Here is a 12,525-nt window from a genome sequence, read left to right as displayed (position 1 = left end):
ACATGAGCGTCCTTCGCAGCCTGGAGCGCGAGAAGGACATCGCCGTCGAACTGGTCGCCAAGGCGATCGAAGACGCACTCCTGATCGCGTACCACCGCGAGGAGGGCCCTGAGAAGAAGGCACGAGTGGAACTGAACCGTTCCACCGGCCACGTCATCGTTTGGGTGACCGAGACCGACGAGGAGGGTGTGGTCGTCGGCGAGTTCGACGGGACCCCCACCGGGTTCGGTCGCATCGCCACCTCCACCGCCAAGCAGGTGATCCTGCAGCGGCTGCGCGACGCCGAGGACGAACTGACCCTGGGCGAATTCGCCGGCCGCGAGCACGACATCGTGTCGGGCATCATCCAGCAGGGCAAGGACCCGCGCAACGTCCTGGTCGACCTCGGCAAGATCGAGGCGATCCTGCCCCCGCAGGAGCAGGTCCCCACCGAGAACTACACCCACGGTGAGCGCCTGCGCGCCTACGTGGTCCAGGTCCGCAAGGGCCTGCGCGGTCCCTCGGTGACCCTGTCGCGTACCCACCCCAACCTGGTGCGCAAGCTCTTCGAGTTGGAGGTGCCCGAGATCGCCGACGGCACCGTCGAGATCGCGGCCATCGCCCGTGAGGCCGGTCACCGTACCAAGATGGCGGTCAGCTCCAACCGGGGCGGCGTCAACGCCAAGGGTGCCTGCATCGGTCCGCTGGGCAGCCGCGTTCGCAACGTCATGGCCGAACTCCACGGGGAGAAGATCGACATCGTCGACTACTCCGAGGACCCCGCCGTGTTCGTCGCCAACGCGCTGTCCCCGGCACGGGTCAACTCGGTGGAGATCCTCGACATGGCCGCGCGTGTGGCACGCGTCGTCGTTCCCGACTACCAGCAGTCGCTCGCCATCGGCAAGGAGGGCCAGAACGCCCGACTGGCCGCGCGTTTGACCGGATGGCGCATCGACATCCGCTCCGACGCGGAGCCCGCCCGACCCCTCGAAGAAGAGGCCGGTGACCCCGTCGAGGACACCGACGACACCGCTTCGACCGGCTGAACGGGTCGCGACCATGCCTCGACACGATATGGTGGCCGAAGACGGTCCTGACCGTCCCGTGCGAACGTGCGTGGGTTGTCGGTCGCGGACAGTCCAGTCCGACCTCGTGCGGCTGGTGGCCGAGGGCACGGCCATCACGCCCGACACCCGAGGTCGACGTCCGGGGCGCGGAGCCTATCTGCACCACGACCGCAGGTGCTTCGAACTAGCGGAGCGCCGAAGGGCGTGGTCACGCGCCTTCCGGAACCGGAGCGGAGGAGGTCCCACTCGGTGGGACGTCTCACGTGTGGCGTCGTTGTTCGACGACGCCCCACGTGGCTGAGCGCGCCGCTATCCGGATAGGGTTGGAATGTCTGGGCCGACCTCGAGGTTGTAGGGACCGAGGTCGGCGTGCTGTGCCGTGTCGGCACGCATGAGCCGGCCCATTGTTGTGTAGCGATGAGGAAGCAGGTCGAGATTGCGATGAGCGCCTGATGAGTACGCAGCGATGAGTAACTCAAGCTAACGACGGTCCGGCACAAGCCCCTGTCCCGGACCGAAGCTGAAGGAGAGTAGTGGCGAAGGTCCGGGTATACGAACTCGCTAAGGAGTTCGGTGTAGAGAGCAAGGCCGTGCTGGCCAAGCTCAACGAGATGGGCGAATTCGTTCGTTCGGCGTCCTCCACGATAGAGGCCCCCGTCGTTCGACGCCTTCAAGAAGCTTTCAACGATGGCTCCGACGGTGGCAAGAAGGGTGGATCGGCTCCCAAGCCGGCCCCCAAGCCCTCCGCCGGTGCCTCCGCGCGCCCCGCGGCTCCCAAGCCGGGGCCCGCGCCCAAGCCGGGTCCGAAGCCGGCTCCGGCTCCGGCCGCCAAGCCCGCGGCTCCGGTCGCCAAGGCGGAGACGGACAAGCCGGTCGCCGAGAAGCCGTCCGCCCCGGTCGACAAGCCCGCGGCGCCGACTTTCGAGGCCGCGCCCAAGCCCGGCCCCAAGCCGGCGCCCAAGACCCCGCGCGGCGACGCGCCGAAGCCGGGTCCGAAGCCGGCCGCGGGCTCTCAGCAGCGTGGCGGCGACCGGCCGCAGCGCGGCGGTGAGCGTGGTGGCGAGCGCGGCGGTGAGCGTGGTGGCCGTGACGGCGGCCGCGCTCCGCGTCCGGGCGGTCCCCGTCCGGGCCCGCGTCCGGGCAACAACCCGTTCGCGTCCAACGCCTCCGGCATGGGCTCCAAGCCGGCCCCGCGTCCCGGTGGCGGCGGCGCTCCGCGTCCGGGTCCGCGTCCCGGCCCGCAGGGTGGCGGCGGCGCTCCGCGTCCGGGCGGTCCCCGTCCGGGCCCGCGTCCCGGCCCGCAGGGCGACCGTGCCCCGCGCCCCGGCCCGCAGGGTGATCGTGCCCCGCGTCCCGGTGGCGGCGACCGTGCTCCGCGTCCCGGTGGCGCTCCCGGCGCCCCGCGTCCGGGTGGTGCCGCGGGTGCTCCGCGCCCCGGTGGCGGCGGTGGCGCTCCGCGTCCCGGTGGCCCGCGTCCCAGCCCGATGAACATGCCCTCGTCCCGTCCGGCCGCGCCCGCGGGCGGCGGTCGTGGTGGCGGCGGTGGTCGTCCCGGTGGCGGCGGTCGCGGTCGGGGCGGCGCCCCGGCGGGCGCGCGTCCCGGTGGCGGCGGCGGTCCGCGTCCCGGTGGTTTCGGTGGTCGTCCCGGTGGCGGCGGCCGTGGCCGCGGTGGCGGAACGGCCGGTGCGTTCGGTCGTCCGGGCGGTCGTCCCGGGCGTGCGCGCAAGTCCAAGAAGCAGCGGCGTCAGGAGTTCCACGACCTTGCGGCACCGTCCTTCGGTGGCGTCAAGATCCCGAGCGGCAACGGTCAGTCGATCCGACTGTCCCGTGGCGCCTCGCTGTCGGACTTCGGCGACAAGATCGACGTCAACCCGGCGTCGCTCGTCCAGGTCATGATGCACCTGGGTGAGATGGTCACCGCGACCCAGTCGCTGCCCGACGAGACCCTGCAGTTGCTCGGTGAAGAGCTCAACTACAAGGTCGAGGTCGTCAGCCCCGAGGACGAGGACCGCGAGCTCCTGGAGTCCTTCTCCATCGAGTTCGGCGAGAACGAGGGCGGCACCGCCGAACTTCGTCCGCGCCCGCCGGTGGTCACCGTCATGGGTCACGTCGACCACGGTAAGACCCGACTGCTGGACACCATCCGCAAGACCAACGTCTCCAGTGGCGAGGCCGGCGGAATCACCCAGCACATCGGTGCCTACCAGGTCTCCACCCACGTGGACGGTGAGGAGCGCAAGCTCACCTTCATCGACACCCCTGGTCACGAGGCGTTCACCGCCATGCGTGCCCGTGGTGCGAAGGTCACCGACATCGCGGTGCTGGTCGTGGCGGCCGACGACGGCGTCAAGCCGCAGACGGCCGAGGCCATCGACCACGCCAAGGCGGCCGAGGTCCCGATCGTCGTCGCGGTCAACAAGATCGACGTCGAGGGCGCAGACCCGCAGCGGGTGCGTGCCCAGATGACCGAGTACGGCCTGGTGGCCGAGGAGTACGGCGGCGACGTCCAGTTCGTGGACATCTCCGCGCTCAAGGGCGAGAACATCGACACGCTGCTCGAATCGATCGTCCTGACCTCCGACGCCGCGCTCGACCTGCAGGCGAACCCGGACATGGACGCTCAGGGTCTGGCCATCGAGGCCTACCTGGACCGCGGTCGCGGTTCCATGGCCACGGTGCTGGTCCAGCGAGGCACGCTCAACGTCGGTGACTCCATCGTCTGTGGTGACGCCTACGGCCGCGTTCGCGCCATGCTCGACGAGCACGGCAAGAGCGTGGAGACGGCCGAGCCGTCGCGTCCGGTCCAGGTCCTGGGTCTGACCAACGTGCCCAGCGCCGGTGACAACTTCCTGGTCGTCAAGGACGACCGGGTGGCGCGGCAGATCGCCCAGCAGCGTGAGGCGCGCGAGCGCTTCGCCCAGCAGGCGAAGTCGGCCCGTCGGGTCACCCTCGACAACTGGCAGTCCGCCATCAAGGAGGGCGAGCGCTCCGAGCTGCTCCTCCTCATCAAGGGCGACATGTCCGGTTCCGTCGAGGCGCTGGAGGAGTCGCTGCTCAAGATCGACGCCGGTGGCGACGAGGTCGGCATCCGGATCATCGGTCGCGGTGTCGGTGCGATCACCCAGAACGACATCAACCTGGCGTCGTCCGCGGACGCGATCATCGTCGGCTTCAACGTTCGGCCCGAGGGCAAGAACAGCGAGCTGGCGGACCGCATGGGTGTCGACATCCGGTACTACTCGGTCATCTACCAGGCCATCGACGAGGTCGAAGCCGCGGTCAAGGGTCTCCTCAAGCCCATCTACGAGGAGGTCCAGCTCGGCAGCGCCGAGATCCGCGAGGTCTTCAAGGTGCCCAAGATCGGCAACATCGCCGGTTCGATCGTCCGCAGCGGTCTCATCCGCCGCAACGGCAAGGCGCGTCTCATCCGCGATGGGGTCGTCATCTCCGACAACCTCAACGTCGATTCGCTCCGACGCTTCAAGGACGACGCGACCGAGGTCCGTGAGGGCTTCGAGTGCGGTATCGGTGTCGGTTACAGCGACATCCGGGTCGGGGACGTCATCGAGACCTACGAGATGAAGGAGAAGCCCCGCGACTAGTCGTGTGGACTGATCCGCCTGGGGCCCCGGACCATCGTGTCCGGGGCCCCGCCTTTGCCGGCTCACACAACACCACAGGTGATCACTTGTACGTTGGGGCGTTGACGCTGGACGTGCTCCTTGGAGACGTCCACTCGCTCAAACAGAAGCGTTCGATGGTCCGGCCGGTCATCGCCGAGCTGCGCCGAAAGTTCTCGGTGTCGGTGTCGGAGGTGGGCGATCAAGACCTCTACCGTCGGGCGAAGATCGGTGTCGCGGTGGTCGCTCCCACGGCCGCCCATGCCAGGGACCAGATGGACACCTGCGAGCGTTTCGTCGCGGGCCGTCCCGAACTGGAGCTGCTGTCCGCCAGGCAGCGGCTCTTCAACGAAGAGGAAGACTGACGATGGTCGACGCAGCACGCGCGCGCAAGATCGCCGACCGGATCCAGCGCATCGTCGCCGAGATGCTGGACCGGCGGATCAAGGACCCGCGCCTGGGATTCGTGACCGTGACCGACGCCCGCATCACCGCTGACCTGCGGGACGCCACGGTGTACTACACGGTGTTCGGTTCCCCCGAGGAAAAGGCGGCCAGCGCGGCCGCACTGGAGAGCGCCAAGGGCGTGATCCGTAGCGAGGTCGGCAAACAGACCGGTATCCGGCACACGCCGAGCCTGGCCTTCGTCCTCGACGACGTGCAGGAGAACGCCCAGCACATCGAGGAACTGCTGGTCAAGGCGCGTCAGTCCGACGAGGAGGTGGCCCAGCGGGCCACCGAAGCCAAGCCCGCGGGCGAGGCCGACCCGTACAAGGTCCCTCGTGAGGACGACGAGGACGAGTGACCACCCGGGACGGCGGCGTCGGTCGCCGTCCCGCCCCCTTTCTTCCCTCGAAGGAGCACCATGGCCGAGAGCGGCGTCGTGGTCGTTGACAAGCCCGCGGACTGGACCTCGCACGACGTGGTCGCCAAGACCCGTGGTCTGGCGCGCACCCGACGTGTGGGGCACGCGGGCACCCTGGACCCGATGGCCACCGGGGTGCTGGTGCTGGGGATCGAGAAGGGCACCAAACTTCTCGGCCACCTGACCCTGACCGAGAAGACCTACGAGGCGACCATCCGGTTGGGCCTGGTCACCAACACCGACGACGCCGAGGGCGAGCCCGGTGCGCGCATCGACGCCTCCGCCGTCACCGACGACGCGATCCGAGCGGCCGTCGCGAAGCTGACCGGCGTCATCTCACAGGTTCCACCACAGGTCAGTGCGATCAAGGTGGACGGTAAGCGCGCCTACAAGTCGGCTCGCGAGGGCAAGGAAGTGGCCCTCAAGGCTCGCGAGGTCACCGTGTCCGAGTTCCAGGTGACCGACATCCGTCGCGTGGCGGATCCCGATGGCGGGTTCGTCGACGTGGACGCGGTCGTCACCTGCTCCAGCGGCACCTACATCCGCTCGCTGGCCCGCGACATGGGTGTGGACCTGGGAGTGGGCGGCCACCTCTGCGCCCTGCGCCGTACTCGCGTGGGTCCCTACGACCTGTCCCAGGCCCGCACCCTGGACGAACTCGCCAAGGAGTTCACCCAGGTTCCGCTGGCCCGGGCGGTGGCGGCGGCGTTCCCGGTGCGCACCCTGGACGAGGCCGAGACCCGCGCGATCCGGCACGGCAACCGCATCGGTGAGAGCACTCTGGGAGAGGGCCCCGTGGGCCTGTTCGCCCCGGACGGCACAGTGGTGGCACTGGGCGAGAACCGCCCCGGCCACATGAAGCCGATCGTCGTCTTCGCACCGGCCTGACCGGTCTTCAGGATTGCCTCAGATCTTGATGACGGTTGCTCTGTCCCCACAGAGCTTCCGTAGGTCGTCAGGATCCGAAGTGAGGATGGTGACCGGTCCGGGAGACGCCAACGCCGTGGCACACAGCATCTCTTCGATGAGGTCGTTGAGATTGTCCCGTTCAAGCTGCCTGGCCACAGCCGCGGCAACGTAAGAGGACAGACCGGATGGTCCACTCCGGGAGCGTGCCCGCTCGGCGATGTCTCTGGGCATGGTGATCGAATACTTCTGAGTAGCATCACTCATGCCACTTATGCTGCCCGGCATGCCACCGTCGTGTTCGGTGCGCGACCAGGTGGTTTCTCCGTCGAGGGTCGATGTCGATGTATTGCTCACATGGGTGAAGATAGTGATCCGTCACGCACTGTGTGCGGATTATTCGAAAGTTCCGCGTCGAATTTCGGGGAACGCGTGGGGCAGAGCCGGTGTGGTGGCCCACACCGACCGCGTGGCGGAACACGCCCCGGCTCCATGGCACGCTTGAGACCGGATCACATCTCGACGAGCAAGGGGAGCCGAACGTGCGGAGATGGGACGGGCTGGGCGACATTCCCACCGATCGGGGACGCTCCGTGGTGGCGATCGGTGTCTTCGACGGTGTGCATCGCGGCCACCAGGCCATCTTGGCCTCCGCCGTCGCCCATGGGCGCGATCTGGGCCTACCGGTGGTCGTGGTCACCTTCGATCCGCACCCCGAACACGTGCTGCGCGGCCGTACCCCCGCGGTGCTCACCCCGGTGGACCGCCGCGTCGAACTGTTGGGGGAGCGGGGCGCCGACGCGGTGTGCGTGCTGCCCTTCACCAAGGAACTCTCCGCGCTGAGCCCCGAGGAGTTCGTCCGCCGGATCCTCGTCGACCGTCTCGGAGCGGTCGCCGTGGTGGTGGGGGAGGACTTCCGGTTCGGGCATCGGGCCGCCGGCGACGTGGCCGCCCTGGCCCGTCTGGGCGAGGAGTTCGGGTTCGGCGCGGACGGGGTGAAGCTGGTGGCCGAGGGCGAGACGATCACCTCCACCCGGATCCGCGAGCTCCTCGCCGAGGGCGACGTGGCCGGCGCCGCGGCGCTCCTGGGCCGCCCGCACCGGGTCATCGGAGAGATCGTGCACGGAGCGGCCCGCGGGCGGGAGCTCCTGGGCTTCCCCACGGCCAACATGGACCTGCCACCGGACACCGCGGTGCCCGGTGACGGTGTCTACGCGGGGTGGCTCGGCCGCCTGGAACCCGCCACCGGTCACGAGACGCGTTGGCCCGCCGCCATCTCGGTGGGCACCAACCCCACCTTCGACGGGGCCGAACGTACGGTGGAGGCCTACGCGCTGGACCGCGACGACCTGGAGCTGTACGGGCTGACGATGGTCGTGGACTTCACCGCGCGTATCCGTGGGCAGGAACGGTTCGACGACATCGACGAGTTGATCGTGGCGATGCGGCGGGACGTGGACCGCTGTCGTGAGGTCCTCACCGCCGAGGTCGACCACACCCCTTGACCCGGACCCCTGACCTCCGGAGAGTCCGGTATCACCGCCGACGCGGGCCGATCGCCCTCTGAACTGCGGTAAGCTGAAAACGTTCACGTGTGCCCGTGGCCGGTCCGTCCCCAAAGGGGCGATGGAACCGACGGGAACGCGGCAGGGTCACGCCATCGGCGCCCTGCCGCGCACAGCACACGCGACGGTGACTGTTCGTACGCGCGGTCACCGTGTCCGACCCCTGTCACGTGCCGGGGTTCGCCCCGCGTACCGAACCATGAGCGAAGGAGCGTCGTGTCGATCGACACCGACAGCAAGAAGAGGATCATCGCGGAGTACGGCACCAAGGAAGGTGACACCGGCTCCCCCGAGGTGCAGATCGCGCTGCTCACGCACCGCATCACCGAGCTCACCGAGCACCTCAAGACCCACAAGCACGACCACCACAGCCGTCGTGGTCTGCTGCTGATGGTCGGCCGTCGTCGCGGTCTCCTGAAGTACCTCGCCAAGGAGGACATCACCCGCTACCGCTCGCTGATCGAGCGCCTGGGTCTCCGCCGCTAGGTGAATCGGGAGGGAGTGGCCTCGGCCGCTCCCTCTTTGTTAGTAAGGTGTAACCGGAGTGGCGGTCGATCGCGACCGCCGCACCATGAACCACACCCGTGCCGTTCCCCCGGTCCAACAGGGGTCGGTCCTCGGTAGTGGCCTTCGGGCCCTGTCTGTACGACGGGCCGCGGGCTTCGATCGATGACCGGCCGGCATCACCTCCGGGGCACGACGCGGGAGAGAACGTAGGCGTCGATTCCTCTGGGCATCGCCCGGATGACGACGCGTCCCGACCGTGTATCAGGAGGTCGCCCATGGAGGGCGTTTACTCTGCCGAAGCCGTGATCGACAACGGCAAGTTCGGCTCGCGCACCATCCGCTTCGAGACCGGCCGTCTGGCCCGTCAGGCCGCCGGTTCGTCCACGGTCTACCTGGACGACGAGACCGTCATCCTGTCGGCCACCACCGCCTCGAAGCGCCCCAAGGAGAACCTCGACTTCTTCCCGCTGACGGTGGACGTCGAGGAGCGGATGTACGCCGCCGGACGTATCCCCGGCTCGTTCTTCCGTCGTGAGGGACGTCCCTCCGAGGACGCCATCCTCACCTGCCGTCTCATCGACCGGCCGCTGCGTCCGTCCTTCAAGAAGGGCCTGCGCAACGAGATCCAGATCGTCGAGACGATCCTGGCCCTGCACCCCGAGCACCTGTACGACGTCGTCGCCATCAACGCGGCCTCGATGTCCACGCAGATCGCCGGGCTGCCCTTCTCCGGCCCGATCGGCGGCGTGCGCGTCGCCCTGATCGATGGCCAGTGGGTCGGTTTCCCCACCCACTCCGAGCTGGAGAACGCCACCTTCGACATGGTCGTCGCCGGCCGTGTGATGGAGGACGGTGACGTCGCGATCATGATGGTCGAGGCCGAGTCCACCACCCGCACCCTGAAGCTGGTCGCCGAAGGGGCCGTCGGCCCCAACGAGCAGACCATCGCCGAGGGCCTCGAAGCCGCCAAGCCCTTCATCAAGGTGCTGTGCAAGGCCCAGCAGGCCGTCGCCGACCAGGCCAGCCGTGAGCAGGGCGACTTCCCGATCTTCCTCGACTACGAGGACGACGTCTACGCCGCCGTCGAGGGCGCGGTCCGCGAGGACCTGGCCAAGGCGCTCACCATCGCCGACAAGCAGGAGCGCGAGGGCGAGCTCGACAAGGTCAAGGAATCGGCCGTCGCGAAGCTGGCCGAGACCTTCGAGGGTCGTGAGAAGGAGCTCGGCGCCGCCTTCCGCAGCCTGAGCAAGCAGCTCATGCGCGAGCGCGTGCTGCGCGACCAGGTCCGCATCGACGGTCGTGGCCCCAAGGACATCCGTCAGCTGAGCGCCGAGGTGGGCATCCTGCCGCGCGTGCACGGCTCGGCCCTCTTCGAGCGCGGTGAGACCCAGATCATGGGTGTGACCACGCTGAACATGCTGCGCATGGAACAGACGGTTGACACGCTCAACCCGGACAAGACCAAGCGCTACATGCACAACTACAACTTCCCGCCCTACTCCACCGGTGAGACCGGTCGGGTGGGCTCGCCCAAGCGGCGCGAGATCGGGCACGGCGCCCTGGCCGAGCGGGCCCTGCTGCCGGTTCTGCCCTCCCGCGAGGAGTTCCCGTACGCGATCCGTCAGGTCTCCGAGGCCCTCGGCTCCAACGGTTCCACCTCGATGGGTTCGGTCTGCGCCTCCACCATGTCCCTGATGGCGGCCGGCGTGCCCCTCAAGGAGATGGTGTCGGGCATCGCCATGGGTCTGATCAGTGAGGGCGACCAGTTCGTCACGCTGACCGACATTCTCGGTGCCGAGGACGCCTTCGGCGACATGGACTTCAAGGTCGCCGGTACCCGTGACCTCATCACCGCCCTGCAGCTGGACACCAAGCTCGACGGTATCCCCGCCGAGCAGCTGGCCCTGGCCCTGCAGCAGGCCCGCGGCGCCCGTCTGGCCATCCTGGACGTCATGCAGGAGGCCATCGAGAGCCCGGCGGAGATGAGCCCGAACGCTCCGCGGATCCTCACGGTGAAGGTCCCGGTGGAGAAGATCGGCGAGGTCATCGGCCCGAAGGGCAAGATGATCAACTCGATCCAGGACGACACCGGCGCCGACATCACGATCGAGGACGACGGCACCATCTACATCGGTGCCGTCGACGGCCCCTCCGCCGAGGCGGCCCGGGACACGATCAACCAGATCGCCAACCCGACCATGCCCGAGGTCGGCGACCGCTACCTGGGTACCGTCGTCAAGACCACCGCCTTCGGTGCGTTCGTGTCGCTGCTGCCCGGCAAGGACGGTCTGCTGCACATCTCGCAGATCCGTAAGCTGCACGGTGGCCAGCGGATCGAGAACCTCGACGACGTGATCAGCATCGGCGAGAAGATCCAGGTCGAGATCCGCGAGATCGACGACCGTGGCAAGCTGTCCCTGGTCCCGGTCGAGGTGGTCGAGGCCGAGGCCGCCAAGAACGAGGGTCCCTCCGAGGACTCCGCCCCGGACGACGACAAGTCCGACGAGGACAAGGGCGAGGGCGCCCCGCGTCGTCGCCGTCGTCGTAGCTCGGGCGGGCGTTCCGAGAACACCTGATCGAGTCTCACCCCTCCGCGGGGCGGTCGCGTCTTCGATGATGCGGCCGCCCCGCGGTCGTACGTATGCTCATCCGGACGTTTCGACGCGAAGAAGAAGGTTGCATGAGTTCTGTCCCCACCGCCGCGGAGCAGGAGCCGGGCACGACCGTCACGCTGCTGGAGCCCGATGGCGGTTCCGGTCTGGCGCGTCGGACGGTGTTGCCCGGTGGTCTGCGTGTGGTCACCGAGCACATCCCCGGGGGCCGTTCCGCGGCCTTCGGCATCTCCGCCAGCACCGGGTCCCGTGACGAGGACTCCGCGCACGCGGGTTCGGCGCACTTCCTGGAGCACCTGCTGTTCAAGGGAACCCACACCCGTTCGGCGCTGGAGATCTCCGCGCTGTTGGACGGGGTGGGTGCCGACCACAACGCCTACACCACCAAGGAACACACCTGCTACTACGCGAAGGTGCTCGACCGTGACCTGCCGCTGGCGGTGGACGTGGTCGGGGACATGGTCGCGAACTCGGTGCTGGACGAGGGCGAGGTGGAGACCGAGCGCGGCGTGATCCTCGAAGAGATCGCCATGTACGAGGACGAGCCCTCCGACCTGGTGGACGACGTCTTCGCCGAGCACTTCTTCGGTGACAGCCCGCTGGGTCGTCCCATTCTGGGCACCATCGACACGATCAACGCCCTTCCGCGCGATCGCATCGTCGAGCAGTACCGCGACTCCTACGTGCCCTCCGAGCTCATCGTGACGGCCGCGGGCAGCCTCGACCACGACGCGGTCGTGGAGCAGGTCAGGTCCATCTTCGCCGAGCGTCTGGCCGCGGCCGGGGACGCTCGTCCGTCGAGCCCGCGCGGTGTCGGCGGCCCGGTCCGCACCTACGACGGAACCGTCGTGCAGTCGCGGGAGACCGAACAGGCGCACATCATCCTGGGGTCGGAGGGCATCACCCGTACCGACTCGCGCTGGCACGCGCTGCGCCTGCTCAGCGCCGCGCTGGGCGGCGGCATGTCCTCGCGACTCTTCCAGGAGGTGCGGGAGAAGCGCGGCCTGGCCTACGCCGTGCACGCCTACCACATCGCCTACGCCGACACCGGCGCCTTCCAGCTCTACGCGGGCTGCCTGCCGGAGAAGGCCGACGAGGTCATCGGTGTGTGCCGCGAGGAGCTCGCGAAGGTCGCCGCCGGCGGTATCACGCCGGAGGAGCTGACCCGCGCCAAGGGCCAGATCCAGGGCGCCATGGTGCTCGGCAGTGAGGGCACCAACGCGCGCATGGGCCGCCTGCTCTCCCACGAACTGGTGCAGCCGCGCCACTTCTCCATCGACGAGGACCTGGCCCGGTACGACGCCGTCACCCTGGACGACGTCGCCGCGGTCGCCGCGGAGTTGTTCGACCGCCCGCGCGCCCTCGCGGTCATCGGCCCCTACGAGAAGGACCGGGTCTTCTAAG

11 protein-coding genes are annotated in these 12,525 nt (G+C 68.7%); 10 read left to right on the top strand and 1 reads right to left on the bottom strand.

Going from position 1 to position 12,525, the window contains the following annotated elements; translation table 11 throughout:
• Window positions 1–2: 2 nt before the first annotated feature.
• The 6 genes from nusA (at window position 3) to truB (ending at window position 6,419) form a co-directional block, all read left to right on the top strand.
• Window positions 3–1,025: a transcription termination factor NusA gene (nusA, locus tag ACWGKS_RS19255; protein WP_358510162.1), complete on the top strand. Its 1,023-nt coding sequence runs from the start codon at window positions 3–5 to the stop codon at window positions 1,023–1,025.
• 13 nt (window positions 1,026–1,038) lie between these two features.
• On the top strand, window positions 1,039–1,347 hold the full coding sequence (locus tag ACWGKS_RS19250) for a YlxR family protein (RefSeq protein WP_452523405.1): 309 nt from the start codon (window positions 1,039–1,041) through the stop codon (window positions 1,345–1,347).
• 232 nt (window positions 1,348–1,579) lie between these two features.
• Window positions 1,580–4,648, top strand: coding sequence for a translation initiation factor IF-2 (gene infB, locus ACWGKS_RS19245; protein WP_358510165.1), 3,069 nt, complete (start codon window positions 1,580–1,582; stop codon window positions 4,646–4,648).
• Between the two features lie 86 nt (window positions 4,649–4,734).
• Window positions 4,735–5,031, top strand: a complete 297-nt coding sequence (locus ACWGKS_RS19240) for a DUF503 domain-containing protein (RefSeq protein ID WP_358510168.1) — start codon at window positions 4,735–4,737, stop codon at window positions 5,029–5,031.
• Between the two features lie 2 nt (window positions 5,032–5,033).
• Window positions 5,034–5,471, top strand: coding sequence for a 30S ribosome-binding factor RbfA (gene rbfA, locus ACWGKS_RS19235; RefSeq protein WP_358510170.1), 438 nt, complete (start codon window positions 5,034–5,036; stop codon window positions 5,469–5,471).
• Window positions 5,472–5,531: 60 nt separating this feature from the next.
• Window positions 5,532–6,419 (top strand): tRNA pseudouridine(55) synthase TruB, encoded by an 888-nt coding sequence (gene truB, locus ACWGKS_RS19230; RefSeq protein ID WP_358510173.1) that lies wholly within the window; start codon window positions 5,532–5,534, stop codon window positions 6,417–6,419.
• Window positions 6,420–6,437: 18 nt separating this feature from the next.
• Here truB and ACWGKS_RS19225 read toward each other — a convergent pair whose 3' ends face one another.
• On the bottom strand, window positions 6,438–6,704 hold the full coding sequence (locus tag ACWGKS_RS19225; RefSeq protein WP_358510176.1) for a hypothetical protein: 267 nt from the start codon (window positions 6,702–6,704) through the stop codon (window positions 6,438–6,440).
• A 275-nt stretch (window positions 6,705–6,979) separates the two neighbouring features.
• Between ACWGKS_RS19225 and ACWGKS_RS19220 the strand changes: the two genes are divergently transcribed.
• The 4 genes from ACWGKS_RS19220 to ACWGKS_RS19205 all read left to right on the top strand — a co-directional run bounded on the left by ACWGKS_RS19220 (window position 6,980) and on the right by ACWGKS_RS19205 (window position 12,524).
• Entirely contained in the window at window positions 6,980–7,942 is a 963-nt protein-coding gene (locus ACWGKS_RS19220; RefSeq protein WP_358510178.1) for a bifunctional riboflavin kinase/FAD synthetase, read from the top strand.
• Between the two features lie 276 nt (window positions 7,943–8,218).
• Window positions 8,219–8,488, top strand: coding sequence for a 30S ribosomal protein S15 (rpsO, locus tag ACWGKS_RS19215; RefSeq protein WP_358510181.1), 270 nt, complete (start codon window positions 8,219–8,221; stop codon window positions 8,486–8,488).
• A 296-nt stretch (window positions 8,489–8,784) separates the two neighbouring features.
• Window positions 8,785–11,085 carry a polyribonucleotide nucleotidyltransferase gene (locus ACWGKS_RS19210; protein ID WP_452523400.1) on the top strand — a complete coding sequence of 767 codons (2,301 nt, stop codon included), beginning with the start codon at window positions 8,785–8,787 and terminating at the stop codon, window positions 11,083–11,085.
• 104 nt (window positions 11,086–11,189) lie between these two features.
• Window positions 11,190–12,524: a M16 family metallopeptidase gene (locus tag ACWGKS_RS19205; RefSeq protein WP_358510187.1), complete on the top strand. Its 1,335-nt coding sequence runs from the start codon at window positions 11,190–11,192 to the stop codon at window positions 12,522–12,524.
• Window position 12,525 lies beyond the last annotated feature (1 nt).

It is taken from the genome of Nocardiopsis sp. NPDC055879, assembly GCF_053615935.1.
This window is presented reverse-complemented; position numbering and strand designations above follow the sequence as displayed.